General features: G+C 65.9%; 21 protein-coding genes. 10 read left to right on the forward strand and 11 right to left on the reverse strand.

The genetic code is table 11. The annotated features are described in order from the left end of the window. Window positions 1-516 precede the first annotated feature (516 nt). The 6 genes from HZZ16_RS04460 to hpaR all read right to left on the reverse strand — a co-directional run bounded on the left by HZZ16_RS04460 (window position 517) and on the right by hpaR (window position 10510). Window positions 517-1395 (reverse strand): transglutaminase family protein, encoded by an 879-nt coding sequence (locus tag HZZ16_RS04460; RefSeq protein ID WP_197947303.1) that lies wholly within the window; start codon window positions 1393-1395, stop codon window positions 517-519. After that, entirely contained in the window at window positions 1392-3917 is a 2526-nt protein-coding gene (locus HZZ16_RS04465) for a circularly permuted type 2 ATP-grasp protein (protein WP_197947304.1), read from the reverse strand. The genes HZZ16_RS04460 and HZZ16_RS04465 overlap by 4 nt, the downstream gene beginning before the upstream one ends. A gap of 27 nt (window positions 3918-3944) precedes the next feature. Continuing rightward, window positions 3945-7214 carry a transglutaminase family protein gene (locus HZZ16_RS04470; RefSeq protein ID WP_197947305.1) on the reverse strand — a complete coding sequence of 1090 codons (3270 nt, stop codon included), beginning with the start codon at window positions 7212-7214 and terminating at the stop codon, window positions 3945-3947. A gap of 191 nt (window positions 7215-7405) precedes the next feature. Then, on the reverse strand, window positions 7406-8929 hold the full coding sequence (locus HZZ16_RS04475; RefSeq protein ID WP_197947306.1) for a D-arabinonate dehydratase: 1524 nt from the start codon (window positions 8927-8929) through the stop codon (window positions 7406-7408). A 170-nt stretch (window positions 8930-9099) separates the two neighbouring features. Next, window positions 9100-9876 carry an HpcH/HpaI aldolase family protein gene (locus tag HZZ16_RS04480; protein WP_197947307.1) on the reverse strand — a complete coding sequence of 259 codons (777 nt, stop codon included), beginning with the start codon at window positions 9874-9876 and terminating at the stop codon, window positions 9100-9102. 115 nt (window positions 9877-9991) lie between these two features. Then, entirely contained in the window at window positions 9992-10510 is a 519-nt protein-coding gene (hpaR, locus tag HZZ16_RS04485) for a homoprotocatechuate degradation operon regulator HpaR (RefSeq protein WP_197947308.1), read from the reverse strand. Window positions 10511-10621: 111 nt separating this feature from the next. Between hpaR and hpaH the strand changes: the two genes are divergently transcribed. The 6 genes from hpaH to HZZ16_RS04515 all read left to right on the forward strand — a co-directional run bounded on the left by hpaH (window position 10622) and on the right by HZZ16_RS04515 (window position 17032). Continuing rightward, window positions 10622-11428, forward strand: a complete 807-nt coding sequence (hpaH, locus tag HZZ16_RS04490; RefSeq protein ID WP_197947309.1) for a 2-oxo-hept-4-ene-1,7-dioate hydratase — start codon at window positions 10622-10624, stop codon at window positions 11426-11428. Between the two features lie 32 nt (window positions 11429-11460). Continuing rightward, a complete protein-coding gene (locus tag HZZ16_RS04495) occupies window positions 11461-11859 on the forward strand; it encodes a 5-carboxymethyl-2-hydroxymuconate Delta-isomerase (protein WP_197947310.1) in 399 nt (132 codons plus the stop codon). Next, the gene (gene hpaE, locus HZZ16_RS04500) at window positions 11852-13390 is read left to right on the forward strand and encodes a 5-carboxymethyl-2-hydroxymuconate semialdehyde dehydrogenase (protein WP_197947311.1); all 1539 of its coding nucleotides are present in this window, start codon (window positions 11852-11854) and stop codon (window positions 13388-13390) included. Before HZZ16_RS04495 ends, hpaE begins: the two co-directional genes overlap by 8 nt. A 135-nt stretch (window positions 13391-13525) precedes the next feature. Next, window positions 13526-14509 carry a 3,4-dihydroxyphenylacetate 2,3-dioxygenase gene (hpaD, locus tag HZZ16_RS04505; RefSeq protein ID WP_197947312.1) on the forward strand — a complete coding sequence of 328 codons (984 nt, stop codon included), beginning with the start codon at window positions 13526-13528 and terminating at the stop codon, window positions 14507-14509. Beyond that, window positions 14509-15378, forward strand: a complete 870-nt coding sequence (locus HZZ16_RS04510; protein WP_197947313.1) for a fumarylacetoacetate hydrolase family protein — start codon at window positions 14509-14511, stop codon at window positions 15376-15378. Before hpaD ends, HZZ16_RS04510 begins: the two co-directional genes overlap by 1 nt. A gap of 25 nt (window positions 15379-15403) precedes the next feature. Further along, entirely contained in the window at window positions 15404-17032 is a 1629-nt protein-coding gene (locus HZZ16_RS04515; protein WP_197947314.1) for a thiamine pyrophosphate-dependent enzyme, read from the forward strand. On the opposite strand, the gene HZZ16_RS04520 is transcribed toward HZZ16_RS04515, so the two are convergent. The 5 genes from HZZ16_RS04520 to HZZ16_RS04540 all read right to left on the reverse strand — a co-directional run bounded on the left by HZZ16_RS04520 (window position 17010) and on the right by HZZ16_RS04540 (window position 21897). Then, entirely contained in the window at window positions 17010-18251 is a 1242-nt protein-coding gene (locus HZZ16_RS04520; RefSeq protein WP_197947315.1) for an MFS transporter, read from the reverse strand. The two genes, HZZ16_RS04515 and HZZ16_RS04520, sit on opposite strands and share 23 nt — an antisense overlap. A 53-nt stretch (window positions 18252-18304) precedes the next feature. Then, window positions 18305-18958 (reverse strand): DNA oxidative demethylase AlkB, encoded by a 654-nt coding sequence (alkB, locus tag HZZ16_RS04525; protein ID WP_197947316.1) that lies wholly within the window; start codon window positions 18956-18958, stop codon window positions 18305-18307. A 9-nt stretch (window positions 18959-18967) separates the two neighbouring features. Beyond that, window positions 18968-19714, reverse strand: coding sequence for a 2OG-Fe(II) oxygenase (locus HZZ16_RS04530; protein ID WP_197947317.1), 747 nt, complete (start codon window positions 19712-19714; stop codon window positions 18968-18970). A gap of 154 nt (window positions 19715-19868) precedes the next feature. Continuing rightward, window positions 19869-20555 carry a DUF2848 domain-containing protein gene (locus tag HZZ16_RS04535; protein ID WP_197947318.1) on the reverse strand — a complete coding sequence of 229 codons (687 nt, stop codon included), beginning with the start codon at window positions 20553-20555 and terminating at the stop codon, window positions 19869-19871. Further along, window positions 20548-21897, reverse strand: a complete 1350-nt coding sequence (locus tag HZZ16_RS04540) for an amidase (protein WP_197947319.1) — start codon at window positions 21895-21897, stop codon at window positions 20548-20550. Before HZZ16_RS04540 ends, HZZ16_RS04535 begins: the two co-directional genes overlap by 8 nt. Before the next feature lie 177 nt (window positions 21898-22074). On the opposite strand from HZZ16_RS04540, the gene HZZ16_RS04545 reads away from it, so the two are divergent. From HZZ16_RS04545 to HZZ16_RS04560, 4 genes are all read left to right on the forward strand, one after another. Then, window positions 22075-22488: a Zn-ribbon domain-containing OB-fold protein gene (locus tag HZZ16_RS04545; protein WP_197947320.1), complete on the forward strand. Its 414-nt coding sequence runs from the start codon at window positions 22075-22077 to the stop codon at window positions 22486-22488. A 4-nt stretch (window positions 22489-22492) separates the two neighbouring features. Further along, window positions 22493-23632 carry a thiolase C-terminal domain-containing protein gene (locus tag HZZ16_RS04550; protein WP_197947321.1) on the forward strand — a complete coding sequence of 380 codons (1140 nt, stop codon included), beginning with the start codon at window positions 22493-22495 and terminating at the stop codon, window positions 23630-23632. A 157-nt stretch (window positions 23633-23789) separates the two neighbouring features. Continuing rightward, on the forward strand, window positions 23790-24704 hold the full coding sequence (locus HZZ16_RS04555; RefSeq protein WP_197947322.1) for an SDR family NAD(P)-dependent oxidoreductase: 915 nt from the start codon (window positions 23790-23792) through the stop codon (window positions 24702-24704). Window positions 24705-24814: 110 nt separating this feature from the next. Continuing rightward, complete coding sequence (locus tag HZZ16_RS04560) at window positions 24815-25981, forward strand: SMP-30/gluconolactonase/LRE family protein (protein WP_197947323.1); 1167 nt, start codon at window positions 24815-24817, stop codon at window positions 25979-25981. The last annotated feature ends 20 nt before the right edge of the window (window positions 25982-26001 follow it).

Consider the following 26001-nt stretch of genomic DNA (forward strand, 5'->3'; position numbering starts at 1 on the left):
CAGTTTCAACGGGCACTGACGCTGATGAGTCTCATCCTGAGGAGGCGCGTCAGCGCCGTCTCGAAGGACGAGCCGTGCGCGCAGGCCGCCGCCACAAGTCGAATGCGATTCCCCTGCCTCACCCTAAGTCGGAGGTCGGCCAGAAGGCGACATTTCGCGGCAGTTATGCGGCAAACCTTTCGAGAAGTGTGTAGACCGTGAGCGCTACTATTGGAAGCACCACTATCGAGGCGAGAAATCGTTGCTTCAAATACTCTCTTTGCTGATCATCCCTCGGAAAAACTTGCCAAGACATATGTTCCCACAAACTCGTTCGAGAGGATGGTCTGATTCCTCTTATCCAAAGAAAGCCGTGAACAATTATTGCGCTCACAGCTAGCGTCAATATCATGAACAAAGCGTCCTTGGGCATGCGGCAATCTTCTCTTCGATGTTCCAACAAGATAGCGCGGCCGACGTCCGTGCGATACGCAAGCTCCGCTTCGCGTTGGCAAGCCGACGCTTACGAGACACGCCCTACTCCACCAGCAGCACATCGACGGCGACGCCCAGCTTCTGCTTGGGCGAGCCGACGATGATGCCGTCGACCGGCGAGACGTCGGAAAAATCGCGCCCCATTGCCAGCACGATGTGATCGTTGCCGATCAGGAGATCGTTGGTCGGATCGAAATCGACCCAGCCGAGCTCCGCCCCGCACCACAGCGACACCCAGGCATGGGTGGCGTCCGCGCCTTGCAGGCGCGGCTGGCCGGGCGGTGGAATGGTGCGCAAATAGCCGCTGACATAGGCCGCGGGCAGGCCGAGCCCGCGCAGCCCGGCAATCATGACATGGGCAAAGTCCTGGCAGACGCCGTGACGCTTGTCGAACACCTCGTCGAGCGGCGTCGAGATCACGGTCGCCTTCGGATCGTAGCGGAATTCGCCGCGAATGCGTCGCATCAGGTCGATGGCGCCGGTGAGGATCCCGGCGCCGGGCGGAAAGCTCATCCCCGCATAGGCGCTGACCGGGCGCAGCACCGGCACTAGGGGGCTGGCAAAGACGTAGCCGACGGGCGAGGACGGTCCGAGGCTGGTGGCTTCGAACGCGATGTCGCGGATGCTCTCCCAGGGCGGGCTGACCGCATCGCGCGCCGGCGGTTTGCGCGACACCGAAACCCGTGAGCGCGAGTCGATGCGCAGATTGCGATGCGCGGCTTCGATCGTCACGCTCTCGGTCAGCGTGCCGAAGAAGTCGCGCCGCACATTGCGCTCGGCCGGGCGCGGATGGATCTCGACCTCGTGCGAGATCAGCTCCTGGCCGACGCCGCTTCTGGGCTCCAGCCGCAGCGTGCAGCGGGCGAAGCTGACGGGATTCTCATACTCGTAGGTGGTGACGTGACGGATGTCGTAGATCACGCCAGCCCCGTCAGCTTTTCCGGCCGGCTGGCATTGGGACCGTGCGGGAAGTAGTGCTGCCCGATCGCCTCGCCGAGGCTGAGCAGATCCTGCTCCAGGGCGAACAGCGTCTTGACCTCGAGCTTCTCGGCCTCCGCGGTCGCGAGCATCGCCTGCATCGCGACCGCCAGACGCTGCGGTTTCTCGATCAGGCCATACTCCTTCAGGCTCGGCAGCGCGGCAATGTGCTCGTTCAGCGTCGTCACCTGAAACGCCACCGACCGCGGATTGTAGCCGTCGAGCACCGCGAGGTCGCGCACCGGGGCCAGGATCGGCGCCAGCAGATAGCGCGAGCGGTAGGTGATCTGGCAATCCACCAACGTCAGCAGGATGTCGAGATCCTCGTCGCCGGCCTCGTCATAGGCGAACTGGCGGGTGAAGCGCGTGGTGTTGATGGCGCGCTCGATGCGGCGGCCGATATCGAGGAAGCGCCAGCCGGCGGCGCGGTTCATGTTCTCCTGCGCAAGGCCGGCAAAGCTCGCAAGCTCCTGCAAGGTCAGCTCGGCGGCGCTCAGCACGCTGTCGTCGTCCTCCACCTCGATGGCGAGGCGCTCGGCCATCTCGGTGATCACCTGCCAGGCATCGGGCGACAGCCGCTCGCGCAAGGAGGTCGCCGTGCGCAGGGCCGCGCGCACCAGCGACAGGGCCGAGCCGAAACGCTCCTCGCTCTGCAGCGCTTCGGCGACGATGCGCCCCGCGGCCGTGCGCGAGGATTGCGAGACCGCGCCCCAGGCCACCAATAGGCGCTGGATGCGCTCGGCCGATTGCACCGAGGCCGCGGTGCCCTTGTTCGGTCCGCTCGGCGAGCCCAAGGCGCGCACCAGCCGCAGCGTCGCCTCGGCGCGCTCGAGATAGCGGCCGAGCCAGAACAGATTGTCGGCGGCGCGGCTCGGCAGCACGCCGGCGATGCGGCGGATGCGCACCTTGTCGGTCGCAGGCAAGAGCGTCGCGGTTGCGACCTGCTTCTCCGACACGACCCAGACGTCGGCGGCGCGCGCGCCGTCGCCCATCGACACCGCGCGCGCGTCAGGCTGCTCGGCGATCCGGCAGAAGCCGCCGGGCATGATGGCCCAACCGTCGGGCGTGGCGGCCGCGAACACGCGCAGCACGAAGGGGCGCGGCGTGAGCTGCCCGTGCTCCCACACCGGCATGGTCGAGAGCCGCACCACCTCCTGGCCGACATAATCCATGCCGCGCGCGCCGATGGCATCGATCAGGCGCTGCCGGGCGCTGGCATCGAGCTCGCTCGCGAGCACCGGACCGATCGAGTCGAAGCCGGGAACGCCGCGGCGATAGGCGCCTTCGATCGCGACCTCGTCGAGCCGCGCCAGCACCTCCTCGCGCGCCACGCGCTGGCCGCACCACCAGGTCGCGATGTGCGGCATCTTCAGGTCTTCGCCGAGCAGGCGGCGGCTCAGCGCCGGCAGGAAGCCGAGCAGCGCCCGCGCCTCCAGAACGCCCGAGCCCGGCATATTGGCGACGACAACGCCGTCCTTGCGCAGCACGTCGATCAGGCCGGGCACCCCGAGCCGGGAAGAGGCATCGAGCTCGAGCGGGTCGAGCGAGTTGGAATCGACCCGGCGCAAGAGCACATCCAGCCGCTTCAGGCCGGCGACGGTGCGGATGTGGACTCGGTTGTCGCTGACCGCGAGGTCGTCGCCCTCGACCAGGAGGAAGCCGAGATAGCGCGCCAGCGTCGCATGCTCGAAATAGGTCTCGCTGAAGCTGCCGGGGGTGAGCACGCCGATCCTGGGCTCGTCGCGATCGGCGCGCGCGCGCAAGCTGTCGCGGAACGCCTCGAAGAACGGCGCGACGCGCGGCACGTTCATCGATTTGTAGAGATCGGAGAAGGCGCGCGAGAGCACGAGGCGGTTCTCCAGCGCGTAGCCTGCGCCCGATGGCGCCTGGGTGCGGTCGCCGAGCACCCACCAGCGGCCGTCGGGCCCGCGGCCGACATCGGCGGCATAGATCGAGAGATAGCGTCCGCCGGGCGGCGGCACGCCGCAGACGGGACGGAGATATTCGGGACTGCCGGCGATCGCCGCGGCCGGGAGCGCGCCTTCTGCCACGAGGCGCCCCTCGCCATAGATGTCGCGCAGCACGCGCTCGAGCAGCTCGGCGCGCTGGGTGATGCCGGCGCAGAGCTGCTGCCAGTCGGCTTCATCGATCAAAAACGGCAGGTGGCTGAGCGACCAGGGCCGGTCGGCGCTGTCGCCGGGCGCGCGGTAGGTGACGCCGGCCTCGCGCAGGTGACGGTCGGCCATGCCGAAGCGCCGCTCGATCTCGTCGGGCGCCAGCCCCCCGAAGGCGTCGAAGAAGCGGCTCCAGACCGGGCGCGGGGTGCCGTCCGGGCCTAAGAACTCGTCGGGGATGCCCGGCAGCCGGCTATAGTCGCGGACCCATTGCGCGAGGCGGCGCTGGCCTTCACGCAGGCCTTGCGCCTTTCCCGCCTTGTCGTCCTGCTCGGCTGCGCCCTCGGCCATGCGCCTCTCCCTGCCCCACCATCATACTCATTGCAGGAGCGGGGTCCGCAAGTCGAGGGTCAGCGGAAACTCACTTGTGCGTTCCTCGGGCGGCGGCTGCATCGGGCCGGGGGTGTGGCCGTGGTCCTGGAAGCGCGCCAGCCGCCGGGCCTCGGCCTCGTAGGTGTTGACCGGCTTGGTGTCGTAGTTGCGTCCGCCGGGATGGGCGACGTGGTAGACGCAGCCGCCGAGCGAGCGGCCGTTCCAGGTATCAATCAGGTCAAAGGTCAGCGGTGCGTGGACGGGGATGGTCGGGTGCAGGCCGGAGGCCGGCTGCCAGGCCTTGAAGCGGACGGCGGCCACGGCCTCGCCGGAGCGGCCGGTCGGGGTCATCGGCAGGCGGCGGCCGTTGCAGGTGACGACGTGGCGGCCCTCCACGAAGCCTTCGGCCTTGACCTGGAGCCGCTCGACCGATGAGTCGACATAGCGCACGGTGCCGCTGGCCGAGCCCTCCTCGCCAAGCACGTGCCAGGGCTCCAGCGCCTGGCGCAGCTCCAGCGTCACGCCGCCATGGTGGACCCGGCCGAAAGCAGGGAAGCGGAATTCGAGCTGGGCCAGATACCATTCCGGCTCGAACGGATAGCCGGATTGCTTGAGCTCGCCGAGCACGTCGAGAAAATCGTCCCAGATGAAATGCGGCAGCATGAAGCGGTCGTGCAGCGCGGTACCCCAGCGCACGAACTTGCCGCTCAGCGGCTCGCGCCAGAACTTTGCGATCAACGCGCGGATCAGGAGCTGCTGCGCCAGCGACATGCGCGGATCCGGCGGCATTTCGAGCGCGCGGAATTCGACGAGGCCGAGCCGGCCCGTCGGTCCTTCCGGCGAATAGAGCTTGTCGATGCAGATCTCGGCGCGGTGGGTGTTGCCGGTGATGTCGACCAAGAGATGCCGGAACAGCCGGTCCACCAGCCAGAGCGGCGCCTGATGGCCGGGCGGCGGCACGTGCGAGAGCGCGATCTCGAGCTCGTAGATGCTGTCGTGGCGCGCCTCGTCGATGCGCGGCGCCTGGCTGGTCGGCCCGATGAAGAGGCCTGAGAAGAAATAGGACAGCGCCGGATGGCGCTGCCAATACAAGACCAAGCTCTTCAACAGGTCCGGCCGGCGCAGGAACGGCGAGTCCTGCGGTGAGGAGCCGCCGACCACGACGTGATTGCCGCCGCCGGTGCCGGTGTGACGGCCGTCGACCAGGAAACGGTTGGCGCCGAGGCGGACCTTGGCCGCATCCTCATAAAGGCCGGTGGTGATCTCGACGGCGTCGCGCCAGCTCTTGGCGGGCTGGATGTTGATCTCGATGACTCCGGGGTCGGGCGTCACCTTGATCACCTCGATGCGCGGATCGAACGGCGGCGGATAACCCTCGACGTGGACGGGAAGCTGCATCTCTTCGGCGGTATCCTCCAGCGCCGAGATCAGCTCGAGATAATCCTCGATGCGTTCGACCGGCGGCATGAAGGCGCAGATCACGCCGTCGCGGATCTCCACCGCCATCGCGGTGCGCACGGGAATTGCCGTGTTGAGATGCTCGGGGGCCGTGCGCGGCGGCGATGGCGGGCGCGCCATGCGGGTGAACACCGGCAGCTTGCCCCGCGGCTCCATCGGATCCTGCTCGACGATGTAGGGATATTGGTTGGGCGGGACGTAACCGAGCGAGCCGATCGGCAGGCGCAGGCCGAGCGGTGAATCGCCAGGGGTCAGGAACAGATGATTGCGCCGCAGCGGCCAGCGCTCGCTGCGCCAGCGCGGCGGCGCATTCCAGCGCTGGATCGGCAGCACGAAGCCGCGGGGCGTATTCAGGCCCTGGTCGAACACCCGCGCCATGCGCGCGCGGGCTTCGGGATCGGACAGCTTTGAATCGGTGGGATCGACGTTGACCGGAAGCTCGGCTTCCTTCTGCAGCCAATAGGCGGGATCCTCATAAGCCGGCATGATGTAGCCGAGGTCGACGCCAAGCCGCGCCGCCGTGCCTTCCATGAAAGCCTCGGCGTCCTTGACCTCCGGTCTCCTGGGATTCTCGATCCTGGCGATGAGGTCGGCGTTCTTCCAGATCGGTACGCCGTCCTTGCGCCAATAGAGGCCGAAGGCCCACCGCGGCAGGCTCTCGCCCGGATACCATTTGCCCTGGCCGTAATGCAGCAGCCCGCCGGGCGCAAAGCGCGTGCGCAGGCGGCGGATCAGATCGTCGCCGAGCGTGCGCTTGGTCGGCCCGACGGCTTCCGTATTCCACTCGCCCGCTTCGAGATCGTCGACCGAGACGAAGGTCGGCTCGCCGCCCATGGTGAGCCGCACGTCCTGGGCGGCGAGATCGCCATCGACCTGCTCGCCGAGATCGTTGAGCCGCGCCCAGGCTTCGTCGGAGAACGGCTTTGTGATGCGCGGCGCCTCGCGGATGCGCCTCACGCTCATGTCGAAAGAGAACTCGACCTCGGCAAAGCCGGCCCCGCCGGAAATCGGCGCCGCCGAACGGTAGTGCGGCGTGGCTGCGACCGGGATGTGCCCTTCGCCCGCGAGCATGCCCGAGGTCGCATCGAATCCGATCCACCCCGCGCCCGGCAGATAGACTTCGGCCCAGGCGTGCAGATCCGTAAAATCGTTCTCGACTTCCGGCGGTCCCTCGATCGGATCGATGTCGGGACGGATCTGGATCAGATAGCCGGAGACGAAGCGGGCGGCGAGCCCGAGATGGCGCAAGGTCTGGATCAAGAGCCAGGCGGAGTCGCGGCATGAGCCTGCGCCGGAGGCAAGCGTCTCCTCCGGCGTCTGCACGCCCGGCTCCATGCGGATGATGTAGCGGACCTTCTTCTGGATCTCGCGATTGAGCTCGACCAGGAAGTTGACGGTGTTCGGGGCCTCGTGCGGAATCGAATCGAGGAATTTGGCGAACAGGCGGTCGGGCTTGATGGTCTCGAGATAAGGCGCGAGCTCGGTCTTGAGGTCCTTGGGATATTCGAACGGAAAGCTGTCGGCATAGGGCTCGACGAAGAAGTCGAACGGGTTGACCACGGTCATCTGCGCCGTGAAGTCGACCTCGAATTTCAGCTCGGTGGTCTTCTCCGGAAAGACGTAGCGCGCCAGCCAGTTGCCTTGCGGATCCTGCTGCCAGTTCACGAAATGATTGGAGGGCGTGACCTTGAGCGAATAGCTCAGGATCGGCGTGCGCGTATGCGGCGCCGGCCGCAGCCGGATGGTCTGCGGGCCAAGGTCGATCGGGCGGTCGTATTTGTAGTGCGTGACGTGGTGTAGCGCGACGTAGATCGACACGGGTTGCGGTGCTCCAGCAGCTTTTTTGAGCAGAACACCTGAGGTCAACGCGATCAAGCACTAACAACGGGCACAGGGTGCCTAGGAAGTATCCCTTGTAGCCCGGATGGAGCGAAGCGCAATCCGGAGTTCGTCAACGCGGACGGAGCCGTCCCGGATTTCGCTTCGCTCCATCCGAGCTACGCCGTCACCTACATCGTCGCGCCCAGCACCCATGGCGCGAACTCGGCGCCGCCGAAATCGAATTTCTCGCTCTTGGTCGGTTGGCCCGATGCCGTCTTGAGGATGAGATCGAAGATGCGCTGGCCGCATTGTTCGACGCTCTCCTCGCCTTCGAGGATGGTGCCGCAATTGACGTCCATGTCCTCTTCCATGCGCTTGTACATCGGCGTGTTGGTGGCGAGCTTGATCGACGGCGCCGGCTTGCAGCCGAACACGCTGCCGCGGCCCGTGGTGAAGCAGACCAGATTGGCGCCGCCGGCGACCTGCCCGGTCGCAGCCACCGGGTCGTAGCCGGGCGTGTCCATGAACACGAACCCCTTCTTGGTGACGGGCTCGGCGTAGCGCAGCACCTCGACGAGATTGGTGGTGCCGGCCTTCGCCATGGCGCCGAGCGACTTCTCCAGAATGGTGGTGAGGCCGCCGGCCTTGTTGCCGGGGCTGGGATTTGCGTTCATCTCGGCGCCCTCGCGCGCGGTGTACTCGTCCCACCAGCGCATCAGGTCGACCAGCTTCTCGCCGACCTCGCGGCTGACGGCGCGGCGTGTGAGCAGGTGCTCGGCGCCGTAGGTTTCCGGCGTTTCCGACAGGATCACCGTGCCGCCGTGGCGCACGATGAGGTCACTGGCCGCTCCCAGCGCGGGATTGGCAGAGACGCCGGAATAGCCGTCCGAGCCGCCGCATTGCAGGGCCACCGTGAGCTCGCTCGCCGGCACCGTCTCGCGCTTGACCTTGTCGGCGTCAGTCAGCGCCTCGCGCACGAAAGCGATGCCGGCTTCGACCGTCTTGCGGGTGCCGCCGACCTCCTGGATGTCCATCGCGCGCAGGCGTCCGGCGAGCTTCTGCTCTTCCATCAGGCCGCCGATCTGGTTCACCTCGCAGCCGAGGCCAAGCACGATGACGTGGGAGAAGTTGACGTGCCGCGCATAGCCGCCGAGCGTGCGACGGAGCAGCGCCAAGGGCTCGTTCTGCGTCATGCCGCAGCCGGTCTTGTGGGTCAGCGCGACCACGCCATCGACGTTGGGGAAATCGGCGAGCGGATTGTCGCCGGTGAAGGGATTCTTCTTGAAGACGTCGGCGACGAGGCTCGCGACATGCGCGCTGCAATTCACCGAGGTGAGAATGCCGATATAATTGCGCGTGGCGACGCGGCCGTCCGGGCGGCGGATGCCTTCGAACGTCGCCGGCAGATCGAAATTCGGCGTCGGCTTGACGTCGGCGCAATAGGCATAGTCCTTGGCGAAATCACCCATGCCGCAGTTCTGCACGTGCACGTGCTGGCCCGGCGCGATGGCTTGCGTGGCAAACCCGATGATCTGGCCGTAGCGCCTGATCGGCTCGCCTACCGCGATCGGCTTGATCGCGACCTTGTGGCCGGAGGGAATGCGATCGACCGTGGTCACGCCGTCGGCGACCACCGTCCCCGGCGGCAGGCTCGCGCGCGCGATCACCACGCCATCATCGGGATGCAGGCGGATGACGGGGCTGATGGTCATGGCGGGTCTCCTTGGGTCTTACTTCACCTCTCCCCGTTCTTACGGGGAGAGGTCGGATCGCAGAGCGATCCGGGTGGGGCAAGCGGCGCGCTCGATCGCTAGATTGGTCGTGTTGAGAGAGACCCCTCACCCTGACCCTCTCCCCGTAAGAACGGGGAGAGGGAAAGAGCTCAGGCCTTGCCGGCAGAATCCTTGCGGGTCGCGTTCACCTGCATCTTGGCGTAGGTCGTCATCAGGCCGACTTCGTTGGACAGCGTCACCAGCTTGAAGCCCATGTTGATGGCGCGCGCTGCGCCTTCGGCGCCGCTGCAATGGATGCCCGGGTTTAAGCCGCGCTTGCCGCATTCCTTGATGATCTTGTCGTAGATCGCGAGGATCTCGGGCTCGCTGCGGTCGAGCTTGGGCTCGAGGCCGTAGGAGAAGCCGAGATCGGACGGGCCGATATAGACGCCGTCGATGCCTTCGACATCGAGGATCGCTTCCATGTTCTCCACCGCGGTCCGCGTCTCCATCATCGGCAGCAGCACGATCTCGTCGTTGGCCGTCTTCTGATAAGAGCCCGCGGTGCCGTACATGCCGGCGCGAATCGGACCGTTGGAGCGCACGCCCTTGGGCGGATATTTCGAATAGGAGACCAGGTTCCGGGCTTCCTGCGGGGTGTTGACCATCGGGCAGATCACGCCATAGGCGCCGCCGTCGAGGACCTTGCCGATGATGCCGGGCTCGTTCCAGGGCACGCGGACCATCGGGGTGACCGGATGCTTGTCCATGGCCTGAAAGCACTGCACCATCGACAGATAGTCCTGCACACCATGCTGCATGTCGACCGTGACGCTGTCGAAGCCGCATTGCGCGATCATCTCGGCCGAGAAGCCGGAGGGGATGGCAAGCCATGCGTTGACGACCGCCTTGCCCGACTTCCAGATCTCTTTGACTTTATTCGCCACGTTGCCTTTCCTTCCCTGTTGCTCTCACTCGCCGCGGATCGGGTTGGGCCGCACTTTGAGCGAAAAAAAGCGTGAATGTCCATGGCTCTCGCCGCGCACGCACGCATATCTGGTTTCACTCCCCGGCTATTGTCTCGTCCGCGGCTCCGAGCCCGGCAAGGCTCTGTTCGAGCTCGCCGAGCATCTCCTGCAATTCGGCCAGCTTGCGGGCGCCAAAGCGCCGCGTGATCTCGGCATAGATCGCTTCCGAAGTCGGCGCGACCGAAGCCATCAGCTTCAGCCCCTCCTTCGAGATCGAGACCATGCTGCGGCGCTGATCCGCTTTCGCCGTCTTGCGCTCGATCAGATTGCGCGCCTCGAGATCGCGCAGGATGCGCGACAAGCTCGGCCCGAGCAGGAACGCGGTGCGCGCGAGTTCCGTGACCTCGACCGCCTCGATGGCCGCCAGCGCTCGCAGGATGCGCCATTGCTGCTCGGTCAGGCCGTGCTCGCGCAGCGAGGGACGAAACTGCCGCATCACCGCCTCCCGGGCCCGCAGCAGCGACATCGGCAGCGAGCGCGAGAAATCGCGCATCGGCACCTGGCGCGCGGCAGGCGGGTGACCGTTGGCGGGATCGGCGGATTTCTTGGTCATGACGCCCTTTCAAGCCGCAAAACGTTTGCAGTGCAGCAAGCCGAATTTGTGTTTGACGCATTCACTTAACATGTTAAGTATCTCGCGGCACCTCGATTTGTAAGATCACAAATGGCGCTTTCCAACGACGATATCCAAGCTTGCGCAATGCGTCTGCACCGGGCGGAGAAGACCCGCACGCAGATCCGGCAGCTCTCGCAGGACTTCCCGGACATCAGCATCGCGGATGCCTACGCGATTCAGAAGGCCTGGGTCGACGTCAAGATCGCCGAGGGGCGCGCGGTGAAAGGCCACAAGATCGGCCTGACCTCGAAGGCGATGCAAAGCGCGCTTGGCATCGACGAGCCGGATTCCGGCGTGCTGCTCGACGACATGTTCTTCGCCGACGGCGGAATCGTTCCGACCGAGCGCTTCATCGCGACGCGCGTCGAGGCCGAGCTCGCCTTCGTCATGAGCAAGCGCCTTTCAGGACCCACTTGCACGATGTTCGACGTGCTCAACGCCACCGACTTCGTGGTGCCGGCGCTGGAGATTTTGGATACGCGGGTCGAGCGCGTCGATCCCAAGACCAAGGCGACGCGAAAGATCTTCGACACCATCGCCGACAATGCGGCGAATGCCGGCATCGTGCTCGGAGGGCGGCCGATCCGCCCGCTGGATGCTGACCTGCGCTGGATCGGAGCGCTCTGCTTCAAGAACGGCCAGCTGGAAGAGACGGGCCTTGCCGCCGGCGTGCTCAACCATCCCGCCACCGCCGTCGCCTGGCTCGCCAACAAGATCGCTCCGCTTGGGCTGGCGCTCGAGCCGGGCCAGGTCGTGCTCGCCGGCTCCTTCATCCGTCCGATCGAGACCCGCAAGGGCGACACAATCCAGGCCGATTATGGCGCCTACGGCTCGGTGAGCTGCTACTTCGCTTAAGGCGAACAAGAAGACAGGGAGCGAAACGCGCGATGCCGCATTTCACCATCGAATATTCGGCCAATCTCGACGGCTGTCTCGACATCGCCGCGGTGTGCGAGGTCGTGCGCAAGGCAGCTAGCGAGACCGGTATCTTCCCGCTCGGCGGCATCCGCGTTCGTGCCATCCGCTGCGAGCACTATGCGATTGCGGATGCGCGGCAGGATTACGGCTTCCTCGACATGGTGCTGCGCATCGGCGAGGGCCGCGACCTTCCTACCCGAAAGAAGGCCGGCGAGCACGTCTTCCAGGCGCTCTCAAGACATCTCGATCCCGTCTTCGCCACCAGCAAGTTCGCCCTGTCGTTCGACATGCAGATCAACGACAAGGACACCAGCTGGAAGCGCAACAACATTCACGACGCCCTGAAAGCGGAGGCCGCTCATGGATAAGCCCGCGCCGAAAGCCGATCTGTTCCAGGCCAATCGCGACCGCGTCGCGCCGCTGCTGAAGCAACTGCGCGCGGACGGCATCGGCCACATGATCGACGGCAAGACCGTCGCCTCGATCTCCGGCGAGACGTTCGAGACCAGGTCGCCGGTCGATGGTGCCGTGCTCGCCAGCGTTGCCCGCGGTAATGCCGAGGATATCGACGCGGCGGCGACTGCGGCTGCCCTCGCCTTCAAATCGTGGCGCGACATGGGGCCGGCGATGCGGAAGAAGCTGCTGCATCGGGTGGCCGACGCGATCGAGGACAATGCCGACGACATCGCGGTGCTCGAATGCATCGACACCGGCCAGGCCTATCGCTTCATGGCCAAGGCCGCGATCCGCGCCGCCGAGAATTTCCGCTTCTTCGCCGACAAATGCGCCGAGGCGCGCGACGGCCTCAACACGCCGAGCGACGAGCATTGGAACGTCTCCACGCGCGTGCCGATCGGCCCCGTCGGCGTGATCACGCCGTGGAATACGCCGTTCATGCTCTCGACCTGGAAGATCGCGCCAGCGCTAGCGGCCGGCTGCACCGTCGTGCACAAGCCGGCCGAATGGTCGCCGGTGACGGCCTCCCTTCTCGCCAAGCTCGTCAAGGACGCCGGCGTTCCCGACGGCGTGCTCAACACCGTGCACGGTTTTGGCGAGGAAGCGGGCAAGGCGCTGACCGAGCATCCCGCCATCAAGGCGATCGGCTTCGTCGGCGAGAGCGCGACCGGGTCGGCCATCATGATGCAGGGCGCGCCGACGCTAAAGCGCGTGCATTTCGAGCTCGGCGGCAAGAACCCGGTGATCGTGTTCGACGACGCCGACCTCGACCGTGCGCTCGACGCCGTCGTGTTCATGATCTACTCGCTCAACGGCGAGCGCTGCACCTCATCGAGCCGCCTGCTGATCCAGCAGAGCATCGCGGAAAAATTCGTGGAGAAGCTGACCGCGCGGGTGAAGGCGCTGAAGGTCGGCCATCCCCTCGATCCCGCCACCGAGATCGGGCCGCTGATCCATGAGCGGCATCTAGCAAAGGTCTGCTCCTATTTCGACGTGGCGCGCCAGGACGGCGCGACCATTGCGGTCGGGGGCAAGACTTACGACGGCCCCGGCGGCGGACATTATGTCGAGCCGACGCTGGTGACCGGTGCGCACGGCAAGATGCGCATTGCGCAGGAGGAGGTATTCGGGCCGTTCCTCACGGTGCTGCCGTTCAAGGACGAGGCGGACGCCATCGAAATCGCCAACGACATCCGCTACGGTCTGACCGGCTATGTCTGGACCAATGACATGGGACGCGCACTGCGCGTTGCCGATGCGCTGGAGGCCGGCATGATCTGGCTGAACTCGGAGAACGTCCGCCATCTGCCGACGCCGTTCGGCGGCATGAAAGCGAGCGGTATCGGCCGCGACGGCGGCGATTACTCGTTCGACTTCTACATGGAAACCAAGCATGTCTCGCTGGCGCGGGGCACGCACAAGATTCAGAAGCTGGGAATTTAGCGGCAGCGTCATTCCCGGGCGGCTCGAAGAGCCGAACCCGGAATCCATCGTGCAGCAGAGTTCGTGGAAGAATGGATTCCGGGTTCGTGCTTCGCACGCCCCGGAATGACCAAAGCCGAGAGAGGGGAAACGCCAATGCCCATACCGCAACACGTCTTCGAGCCGCCGTTCAACATCATCCGCTCCAGCCATGTCGTGCTCGACGTCACCGATTTGAAGCTGAGCCGGGAGTTCTACGAGACCATTGTCGGCCTGCATGTCGAGGACGCCCATGACAAGGCCGTGTACCTGCGCGCGGCCGAGGAGCACCAGCATCACTCGCTGGTGCTGCGGAAGGCCACGGTGCCGGCTTGCGCCCGCCTCGGCTTCAAGGTCGGCAACGACAAAGATCTCGACAAGGCCGCCACGTTCCTCTCCGAGAACGGCCTTTCCTACGCCTTCGTCGATCAGCCGTTCCAGAGCCGCACGCTGCAATTCACCGACCCCTTCGGCTTCCAGATCGAGCTCTATGCGGCCATGGAGCGGCGGCCGCATCTCTTGCGCCGCTACGACCTCTATCGGGGCTGCCATCCGCAGCGGCTGGATCACTTCAACGTCTTCGCCGCCGAAGTGCAGGACACGATGGACTTCTACGCCCGGCTCGGCTTTCGCCTCACCGAATATGCCGAGGAGGACGGGCCGAACGGGCGCATTGCGGCAGCCTGGATGCACCGCAAGGGCAACGTCCACGATTTTGCGATCACCAATGGCAAGGGCCCGCGTCTGCACCATTTCGCCTACTGGACGCCGACGGCGATGAACATCATTCATCTCTGCGATGTCATGGCTTCGCAGGGCTTCGTGAAGAACATCGAACGCGGCCCGGGGCGCCATGGCATCTCGAACGCGTTCTTCCTCTATGTCCGCGATCCCGACGGACACCGCCTCGAGCTCTACACCAGCGACTATTTCACCGGGGATCACGACCACGAGCCGCTGCGCTGGTCACTGCGCGATCCGCGCCGTCAGACGCTGTGGGGCGCCCCTGCTCCGCGTTCCTGGTTCGAACAGGGCTCGCCGTTCACGGGGCAGGCCGTGCGCGAGCCGAAATTCGTGGCCGATGTGCTGGTGGCGGACTGATGAAGCTGCCTCGTCTCGCCACCTATTCCGTCAAGAGTGAAACCAAGTACGGCGCCGTTCTGGAAGGCGGCATCGTCGATCTCTCCGCGCGCTATGCCCAGACCTATCCGACGCTGCGCGAGGTGATCGCGGCCGGAAAGCTCGTGAACCTTGCAGAGGAAGCCGCGGGCCGCACGCCGGTTCACGCACTCAGCGAGATCACCTGGCTGCCGCCGATCCCCGCGCCGGAGAAGATCATCTGCATCGGCGTCAACTATCCCGATCGCAATGCCGAGTACAAGGACGGCCAGGAGGCGCCGAAATATCCGAGCATGTTCATGCGCTCGCCCCGCTCCTTCGTCGGCCACGACACGCCGCTGGTGCGCCCGCGTGCCTCGGCGCAGCTCGACTATGAGGGCGAGATCGTGCTGGTGATCGGCAAGCAGGGTCGGCATATCCCCGAAATCAGCGCCCTCGATCACATCGCCGCGCTCACGCTCTGCAACGAGGGCTCGGTGCGCGACTGGCTGCGCCACGCCAAGTTCAACGTGACGCAGGGCAAGAACTTCGATTCCAGCGGCAGCCTCGGCCCGTGGCTGGTGCCCTACACCAAGGAGTCGCAGATCGCCGACATCCGCCTCACCACGCATGTCAACGGCGAACTCAGGCAGGACGATCGCACCAGCCGGCTGATGTTTTCGTTCCGCTATCTCTTGAACTATATCTCGACCTTCGCAACCCTGGTTCCCGGCGATATCATCGTCACGGGCACGCCGACCGGCGCGGGTGCGCGGTTCGATCCGCCGCGATATTTGAAGCCGGGCGACGTCGTCGAGATCGAGGCCGAGGGGATCGGGCGCTTGCGCAACGGCGTGATCGACGAAGCCTGAACAACAAGCGAAGTGGAATGATGCAATGACCAGCCTCACCGGCGGCGAAGCGATCGTAAGCGGGCTTGTCGCCCACGGCGTCGATACCGTGTTCGGCCTGCCTGGCGCGCAGGTCTACGGCCTGTTCGACGCCTTCCACCAGGCGCAGCTCAAGGTGATCGGCGCGCGGCACGAGCAGGCCTGCGGCTACATGGCATTCGGCTATGCGCGCTCCAGCGGCCGGCCCGGCGTGTTCAGTGTCGTGCCCGGCCCGGGCGTGCTCAATGCGAGCGCCGCGCTGCTCACCGCGTTCGGCTGCAACGAGCCGGTGCTGTGCGTCACCGGCCAGGTGCCGACCTCGTTCCTGGGCAAGGGTCGCGGCCATCTGCATGAGATGCCGGACCAGCTCGCGACCTTGCGCACCTATGTGAAATGGGCCGAGCGCATCGAATATCCCGGCAACGCGCCGACAATCGTGGCGCGCGCATTCCAGGAGATGATGTCGGGCCGGCGCGGCCCCGCCTCGGTCGAGATGCCCTGGGACGTCTTCACCCAGCGCGCGGCAACAGTGCCGGCGCAGGTGCTGGAGCCGATGCCGCCGCCGCAACCCGATCCTGATATGATCAAGCAGGCGGCGGCGCTGATCAAAGGCAGCAAGACGCCGATGATCTTCGTCGGCAGCGGCGCGATCGAAGCCGCTGAGGAGATCCTCGAGCTCGCCGAGATGATCGATGCGCCTGTGGTCGCCTTCCGCAGCGGCCGCGGCATCGTCTCCAATGCGCATGAGCTCGGTCTCACCATGGCGGCGGCCTACAAATTGTGGCCGACCACCGATTTGATGATCGCCATCGGCACCCGCGCCGAGCTGCCGGCATCCGGCTTCCGCTGGCCGTATCAACCGAGCGGCCTGAAATCCATTCGCATCGACATCGATCCGGCCGAGATGCGCCGGCTCGCCGCCGATGTCGCGATGGTCGCCGATGCGAAGGCTGGAACGGCCGAGCTCGTCGCGGCCGTGAAGAAGGTCGGCTATGCCAAGGGCCGCGGCCGGCGCGGAGAGATCCGGGAGGCCACGGCGAGCGCACAGGCCGAGATCCAGCGCATCCAACCGCAGATGGCCTATCTCAAGATCCTGCGCGAGGTGCTGCCGGCCAATGCGATCGTCACCGATGAACTGTCGCAGGTCGGCTTCGCCTCCTGGTACGGCTTCCCGGTGTATCAGCCGCGCACCTTCATCACCTCTGGCTATCAGGGCACGCTCGGCTCGGGCTTTCCGACCGCGCTCGGCGCCAAGGTCGCCAATCCCGACAAGCCGGTGGTCGCCATCACCGGCGACGGCGGCTTCATGTTCGGCGTGCAGGAGCTCGCCACCGCCGTGCAGTTCAACATTGGCGTGGTGACGCTGGTGTTCAACAACAACGCCTATGGCAATGTCCGCCGCGACCAGCGCGAACGCTTCGACGGCCGCGTGGTGGCCTCCGACCTCGTCAATCCGGATTTCGTCCAGCTCGCGGAGTCCTTCGGCGTGGCCGCGGCGCGTGTCACCGCGCCGGAGCAGTTCAAGGCGGCGCTGGAGAAGGCGCTTGGCCACGGCGGGCCGGTTCTGATTTCCGTCGAGGTGCCCAGGGATTCCGAGGTCAGTCCGTGGGCTTTCATTCACCCGCCGAAGCCTTGAGGCCGGACGCGCCCTGCAGCCGCGCGGCTGCAATCGCCAGCAGACCGGCGCCTGCGACCGACCAGCAGGCGACCGGCGCCCAATGCAGCAGCGGCGCGTATTCCGGCATCTTCTGCAGGCCGCCGGCAACCGCCGCCATCCGCGCGAAGGTGCCGAGGGCGAGCGCGGAGAAGACGAGGCCCGTGACCTTGCCTTCCGCGCCGGTCGAGCCGATCGCGAGCGCTGCCGAGACCGCGCTCATCAGCATGCAGCCCCACGCGGCTCCGGCGAGAAATTGCGCGGCGATCAGCGTGTTGAGATTGCCGGCGAACTCGGCCGCCGCAATCGCCACCGCACCGAACAGGCCGGCGGCGCCCATCACGACGAGGCCGCCGCGACGCTTGACGACGAGGCTTGCCGGAAACATCGCGATGTTGAAGCCGATCCAGAACACCGGCATCAGCCATTGCAGGTCGGTAGGAGCTGCAAAGCGCAAATAGAACGGCGCGCTGTTCATGGCAAAGTGCAGCTGGTAGCCGAGTGCGAGCGCGATCATCGCGACGATGAAGGCGATCGGGACGAGACCGAGTGGCTCTGCCGCTTCGTCCGGTGTGGGCGGCGCGGTGTCGCGCACCACGTCATGCTCGATCCGTGACAGCCCGAGCGCGGTCAGGAGCAGCACCGCGCTGGAGATCACGAAGGGCAACCGCGCATCGTGCTCGCGCAGCACCACGCCGAGATAGGGCGAGACCGCGCCGGCGACGCCGTAGCCGAGCATGGTCAGCGCGGCGAGGAACGGCACCTGCGGCTTGGCGCGGTACTTGCCGAGCAAGGTCAGCGGCGGCGCCCGCAGCGCAGAGGACGTGATCGACCAGATCACGATCAGCGCGATGAACCAGCCCTGCGCCGCTGCGCCGGCTCCGGCAACGAAGGGGAGCGCGACGAAGGCGCCGCAGGAGATCGCGGTCACGAGCCCGACGAACAGGCCGAGCCTGCCGACATGGGGCGCGAGCTTGTCGGCGGCGATTCCCATCGCGGTGTCGGCAATGGTGAAGATCGCTTGATCCAGCATCAGGATGAGGATCACGGCGGACGGCGCGATGCCGACCTCGGCGGCGAGCTTTGGCAGGTAGATGACGTAGGTCGTCCAGCCCAGCGTGAACACCAATTGCAGCGCCGCGAGGTAAAGCCCCGTGCGGTTCGCCGTGCCGGCGCCGGCCGAGTTCTGTGTGGTCGTCATGTCGCCGCCTCCCCGCCCCAAGCTTAGACGAGCGAAGGCTGCGAGGAAACGCGTCAGCGCGTCCTGCGGAAGGTCAGATTGATCCGCTTCCGCCCCAGCAGCGGATGCTCGCCCTCGGCGAGCGGTGCCACGCCGTGATAGGCGAGCCTGCTGGCCCCGCCCCAGACCACCACGTCGCCATGGACGAGGCGGAAGCGGCGCGGCTTATCGCTGCGCGCGAAGCCGCCGAACAGGAAGGTCGCGGGCAGGCCGAGCGAGACCGAGACGATCGGCGCGGAATAGTCCAGCTCGTCCTTATCCTGATGCAGCGACAGCCGCGTGCCCGGCTCGTAGCAGTTGACGAGGCAGGCATCGGGGGCAAAGCCTTCAAAGCCGCCCTGCTCCGCGGCGCGGCGGGCGAGATCGGCGAGCAGCGGCGGCATCGCCGGCCATGGGGCGCCGGTGCGCGGATCGATTGCGTCGTAGCGATAGCCGGTGTGATCGGTGATCCAGCCGCGCTCGCCGCAATTGGTCATCGCCACCGACATCAGATGGCCGCCCGGCGTCGTCATCCGCCGGAACGGCGACTGCGCCACGATGGCGCGCACCGCGTCGATCAGCCCGTTCTCGATCGGCTTGACGAAGCCGCGCAGCAGCACGGCCCCGTCGGCGATATTTTCGCGCGATGGCTGTGCCTCGGCAACGGTGTCGAACAAATCACCCGTCAATCGCAGCGCTCATTTGGCATCGTGGAAGATCACACCCAGCGTGTGGCGCCGGCCGGACCTGATCCGGCTGACGCCGTGGCGAAGATTAACGCGGTACGTGCCGCGTGTCCCCTGCACCGGGCGGTGATGCACAGCGAAGGCGACCGCATCGCCTTGCGTCAGCGGCACGACCTCGGCGCGAGACTGCATGCGCGGGCGCTGCTCGGTCAGCACGAACTCGCCGCCCGTGAAATCGTGCCCGGGCTCGGAGAGCAGGATCGCGACCTGGAGCGGGAACACATGCTCGCCATAGAGGTCCTGATGCAGGCAATTATAGTCGCCGGCCTCGTATTGCAGCAGCAGCGGCGTCGGCCGGCTTTGGCCTGCCTCATGGCAACGCTTCAGGAACGCCGCGTGGTTTTGCGGATAGCGAACCTCGATCCCCATCGCCTCGTTCCAGCGATTGGCGACGGCTTGAAGATGCGAGTAGAGCGCCGGGCGGAGCTGCGCGATCAGATCGGGCAGCGCATAGGTGAAGTACTTGTACTCGCCGCGGCCAAAGCCGTGGCGGCCCATGACGATGCGGCTGCGGAAGTGCGCATCGGCCGGGTAGAGCGCGGCGATAGCGCGGCATTGGTCGGGCGTCAGCAGGTTCTCCAGGACGGCGCAGCCCTGTGAGTCGAGCTCAGCGGTGATCTGCGGCCAGTCGAGGGCGTCGACGTGGGCGGCGAGGTCAGCGGATGGTGTTTGGGGCGATTTGCGTGCGGTCATTGTCATAACAATCACCTTTGCAGCTCGACGTTCACCCCGCCACCCGATTCCCGATGACTCTCTCCCCGTCATTGCGAGGAGCCCTTGCGACGAAGCAATCCAGGAATCCCTCCGCGGAACCAGTCTGAATTGCTTCGCTCGCAATGACGGTGGAGAGAGCTCAGCCCCTCACCGGCAGCGTCACGACGTCGTAGCCATGCCTGATCGTGCGCTTCAGCATGGGATCTTCAAGCTCGAAATCGAAGCGGTCGGCCGGGCGGATGCCGCCCTTGGCGGCGAACGTGCCGCCAAACATGGCGCAGCCGTCCGGGAACTTGCCGCCGCCAAAGCCGCGCTTGAGGAGATCGGCGACTGGCAGCATCGCGTCCAGCGTGCCCTCCTGGTAGAGCACGCGCTCGCCCTTGATGGTGGCGTAGGAGCGCAGGATCATCTTGTCCCAATGGCCGATGACGTCATCGAGCTCCCAGAGAGTCGAGGCGATCGGCTTGTCGCACATCTGCTTGGAGACCGTGACGTTGTAGGCCTCGACCTTGCGGTCGGTGTGATCGGAGCCGCAGCCGACGAAGATGCGGCCCTGCCAGCCGATCAGCACGAATTCGACCTCGCCGGAGGAATCCTCGCCGCAGCATTCGATGCTGTCCTCCTGGGTCAGCCGCCGCGCCGAGGCGCGATAATAGATCGGCGTCGAGGCCGGGCGGGCGATGCCCATCTCCTCCAGCTCGGCGATGTGCTCGTCGCGCGCGACCGTGTCGCGGCCGGTCCAGCCGGCGATGACCAGCTGGTCGATCGCCAGCGTCAGCGGCGTGGTGGTGTCCTTGGCATCGACGGTGAAAGTGAGATCAAACACGGATGACGGCCTCCATGCCGGCAGCAAGCTCGAAGATACGGCGGTCCGAGCCGCCTGCGCCCGCCAGCATCAGGCCGACGGGAACGTCACCCACGCGATGACAGGGCAGCGAGATGGCGCAACCGTCGATCAGGTTGATCAAGCTGCAATTGCGCAAGGCGCGGATGTTCTCGCGGGTGAATGCCTGATCGTCGGCGAGGTCAGCGATCTTCGGCGGCGTGTTGGGCGTGGTCGGCAGCACCAGGGCGTCATAGGGCGCGATGCGCGCATTGACACGCGCGATCAGCGAGCGGCGTTCGTTGAGCAGGTCGATGTAGTCGGCCGCGCTCTGCGCCTCGCCGCGCATGATGCGGACAAAGACGCGGGGATCGTAGATGTCGCCCTTCGCCGCGATGAGATAGCGGTGCCAGGCATAGCTCTCGGACGCCGCAAAGCCGCCCTTGGCGTTCATCGGGCCGATGTCGTGGAATTCCACCGTCTCGATCCGCTCGATGATGGCGCCGTGATCCGCGAGCGTCTTCAGTGCGCGTTCGAAGGTCTCGGAGACCCCCGCGTCGAGATCGTCGAGCGCGATCGTGGTCGGCACCGCGAGCCGCATGCCCCTCACGGGCCGCGGCTTCAGCGCGACGATGGGCTCGCCCGCGAGCACGGCATCGAGTATGGCACAGCAGCTGACTGATCGCGCCAGCGGCCCGATGCTGTCGAGCGAGAAGGACAGCGGCACCGCGCCGTCGAGCGGGACGCGGCGCTGCGTCGGCTTGTAGCCGACGATGCCGTTATAGGCCGCCGGAATCCGGCAGGAGCCGCCGGTGTCGGTGCCCAGCGCGCCATGCGCCATGCGGTCGAGCACGGACACCGCGGCGCCCGAGGAGGAGCCGCCGGGCACATGGCCCACAGCCCGGTTCCAGGCGCCTTTCGGCGTGCCGTAATGCGGATTGATGCCGATGCCGGAATAGGCGAACTCGGTCATGTTCGTGCGCCCGATCAGCACGAAGCCGGCCTTGCGCAGCCGCGCGACCGCCGCCGCATCGTGCTCCGCCGGATCGGAATCGTCGAGCGCACGGGAGCCGGCGCGCGTGGTCTGCCCCTTGATGTCGAAGAGATCCTTGATCGAAATGGGAATCCCGGCGTAGGGCGACGGCGCCGCCTTGACCTTGCGCAGGGCATCCATGGCGTCGGCGGTCGTCAGCGCGGCATCCTTGTCGACATGGATGAAGGCGCGCTGCCCCTCGCCGGCGGGATCGGCGATCCTGGCGAGGCAGGCCTCGACCAACTTGCGGGAGGTGGTGCGGCCGCTTTCGAGGTCTTCGGCGAGCTGCGCCAGTGTCGGAAAATCGGGCATGTCTGTCTCACGGAATATTTCGCGCGCAATCTATAGCGCTGGCTCAGCTCGACACAAGCATTGTGCGCATGATGGCATGCATGCGCATTGCTGGACCGTTGACGCGCCATGGTCGATTGTCGCATCAAGTTCGAAACCGGCGGGCACGAGGCCTGTCTCTTGGGAGGAGCAGCCAACATGGTCGAACCGCAGCGCGCGCGACCGAAACCGACGCCGGAGACCCAGCATTTCTGGGACGGCACCAAGGCCGGCGAATTGCGCCTGCAGCGCTGCGATGCCTGCGCCCATGTCTACTTCCCGCCGCGCCCGTTCTGCCCCTCCTGCGCCTCGCGCAAGGTCAGCATCTTCAAGGCGAGCGGCAAGGGCTTTCTCTACAGCTACGTGATCAACCATCGCCCCGCCGCGCCCGGCTTCACGCCGCCTTACGCCATCGCGGTGGTCGAGCTCGACGAGGGCCCGCGGATGATGAGCAACATCATCGATTGCCCGCAGACGCCGGAGGCACTCGCGCTCGACATGAAGCTCGAGGTCGCGTTCCAGGAGCTCGACGACAAGATCACCCTCCCCGTCTTCCGTCCGGCGAAGGGGTAAGACCATGCGCAAGAACCAGGTTGCCGTCGTCGGCGCGGCCGAGACCACCGAGCTCGGTGTCATCCCCAATGCCTCGCAGCTCCAGCTGCACGCGGATGCCGCGCTCAACGCCATTGCCGACGCCGGGCTGAAGCTGTCCGACATCGACGGCTTTGCCACCGCGGTCGAAACGCCACAGCAGGTCTGCCACTATCTCGGCATCAAGCCGACCTGGGTGGACGGCACCTCGGTCGGCGGCTGCTCCTTCATGCTCCATGTCCGCCATGCGGCGGCGGCGATCGAGGCCAGCTTGTGCAAGACGGTGCTGATCACCCATGCCGAGAGCGGCAAGTCGATGATCGGCAAGTTGCCGCGCTCGACGCCGGCCGACAGCCTCAACGGCCAGTTCGAGGCGCCTTTCGGCGTCTACGGCCCGCCCAGCATGTTTCCGATTCCCGTGCTGCGCTTCATGAAGACCTACGGCATCACCCACGAGCAGCTTGCTTCGGTTGCGGTGGTGCAGCGGGAATGGGCGGCGAAGAATCCGCGCGCCATGATGAAGGAGCCGATCACGGTTGCAGACGTCCTCAACTCGCGCATGATCGCCTATCCGTTCCACCTCTTGCAGTGCTGCCTCGTCACCGACGGCGGCGGCGCGCTGATCCTGACCTCGGCCGACCGCGCCAGGGATTTTCCGCGGAAGCCGGTCTACATCATGGGCACCGGCGAGAGCGTGGAGACGCCGATGGTCAGCCAGATGGAGACGTTCAACTCCTCGCGTGCGTTCAAGACCGCCGGGCCGCTGGCCTTCAGGGAAGCCGGCATCGCGCACGGGGACGTCGACCATCTCATGATTTACGACGCGTTCGCGCATCTGCCGCTGTTCGGCCTCGGCGATCTCGGCTTCATGCCCTATGAGGAGACCGGCCAATTCATCGCCGACGGCAACACGCGGCCTGGCGCCAAGCTTCCGCTCAACACCAATGGCGGCGGATTGAGCTACATGCATTCCGGCATGTACGGCATGTACGCGCTGCAGGAGAGCGTGCGCCAGATGCGCGGCATCGCGCCGGCACAGGTGCCGAACGCGAAGATTTCGGTGTGCCACGGCGTCGGCGGCATGTTCGCCGCGAGTGGCACGATCGTGTTTACGAACGAGACGTAGTTGCTGTCATTCCGGGGCGGCGCGAAGCGACGAGCTATGGTGCGCAATTGCGCACCCGAGAATCCATAACCACGATCGGGAGTATGGATTCCGGGCCTGCGCCTTCGGCGCATCCCGGAATGACGGCAGAATTTGGAACGGCTAGCGGAGAACCCACATGACAAAATCACTGCAGGACAAGGTCATCATCGTCACCGGCGCAGGGCGCGGTATCGGGCGCGAGATCGCGCTGCTCTGTGCCGCGGAAGGCGCCAAGGTCGTCGTCAACGATCCCGGCGTGGCCGCCGACGGCGCCGGGACGAGCGCCGCTCCGGCCGAGGAGGTGGTCGAGGAGATCAAGAAGCGCGGCGGCACCGCGGTCGCCAATTTCGAGAGCGTCGCGGAAGCTATTCCCGCCAGCAAGATCGTGAAGACCGCGACCGATCACTTCGGTCGGCTCGACGGAGTCGTCAACAATGCCGGCATCCTGCGCGACATGATCTTCCACAAGATGAGCGTGGAAGCCTTCGAGGCCGTCATCAAGGTGCATCTGATGGGCTCGTTCTACGTCAGTCACGCCGCGGCGCGCATCTTCCGCGAGCAGGAGTCGGGCTCGTTCGTGCACTTCACCTCGACCTCCGGCCTGATCGGCAACTTCGGCCAAGCCAATTACGCGGCAGCCAAGCTCGGCATCGTCGGTCTGTCGAAGTCGATCGCGCTCGACATGGGCCGCTTCAACGTCCGCTCCAACTGCGTCTCGCCGTTCGCCTGGACCCGCATGATCGGCACCATCCCGACCGAGACCGACGCGGAGAAGGCGCGCGTCGAGAAGATCAAGCAGATGGGCCCGGAAAAGATCGCCCCGCTCTGCGGCTATCTGCTCGGCGATTCCGCGAAGGACGTCACCGGCCAGATCTTTGGCGTGCGCATGAACGAGATCTTCCTGTTCAGCCAGAATCGTCCGATCCGCTCGGTGCAGCGGAGCGAAGGCTGGACGCCGCAGTCGATTGCAGAACACGGCATGCCGGCGCTGAAGGGCTCGTTCTACAAGCTCGACCGCTCCGCCGACATCTTCACCTGGGATCCGGTGTAAGATCCCGCCTTTGCTGCATTGCGGTCTCCGGTTGTTCAGCCGGAGACCGCCCGCTTTACGCCCGATTGCGGGCGAATGGTTTGCTCCCAACGAAAAAACGGGAGGCAACCATGACAAAACCACTGACCATTCCCGCAAGGAGCAGCGAGCCCTCTCTCGCGCGCCGCACCCTGTTGAAGGGCGCGGCGGCCGCGGTCGCGGCTACGGGCGTCACCATGAACGGAGCATTGGCGGCCTCCGTCGCCCCACTCGGCCAGACCGGCGCACCCACGAGGTCGACGGCGCCGCTGCCGCTCGGACCATTGCCGGGCAGCCGCTACCCGGACTCTCATTTGGAATCGGCGAAAAAGGGACCGCCGTCCTTCGGCCCTTCCGGCTTTCCGGCCTTCGCCGGCACCATGGCGGTGGAGCGCGTCGCAACCGGCTTCCGCTGGGCGGAGGGGCCCGTGTATTTCGCAGCCGGGCGATACGTGCTGTTCAGCGACATTCCGAACAACCGCATCATGCGCTTCTCCGAGGACGACGGCCACCTCAGCGTCTATCGCCAGCCGTCGATGAACTCGAACGGCAACACTATCGACCGCGAGGGACGGCTGATCACCTGCGAGCACAGCGGCCGGCGTGTGACGAGGACCGAGCTCGACGGCTCGATCACTGTTATCGCCGACAAATACAACGGCAAGCGGCTGAACTCCCCGAACGATGCGGTCGTAACCGCCGACGGCGCAATCTGGTTCACCGATCCCGCCTACGGCATCGGCGGCTTCTACGAGGGGATCAAGGCCGAACCCGAGCAGGACAAGAAGAACGTCTACCGGGTCGATCCGAAGTCCGGAGAGGTCAAGGTCGTCGTCGACGATTTTGTCGAGCCCAATGGGCTCGCCATCTCACCCGACGAGAAGAAGCTCTACATCTGCGACACCGGGTTCACCGACGGGCCAGACAACCCTTCGCATATCCGCGTGTTCGACCTCGACGTCGCGGCAGGCAAGGTCTCAAACAGCAAGGTCTTTGCAGACATGCCGAAGCCCGGCATCACCGACGGTGTCCGCTGTGACACCGAGGGGCGGGTCTGGTGCTCGGTCGGCTGGGGCGATCCGAACGAGGACGGCGTGCGCTGCTATACGGCATCGGGCGAATTGCTCGGCAAGATCCACATTCCCGAGACCGTGGCAAACCTGTGCTTCGGCGGCCAGCAGCGCAACAGGCTCTATATTTGCGGATCGACATCGCTCTATGCGGTCTACACCAGTGTGCAGGGCGCGATGAAGCCATGAGTTAGGCGCCGTCATTCCGG

It is taken from the genome of Bradyrhizobium glycinis (assembly GCF_016031655.1).
GTDB lineage: Bacteria > Pseudomonadota > Alphaproteobacteria > Rhizobiales > Xanthobacteraceae > Bradyrhizobium > Bradyrhizobium glycinis.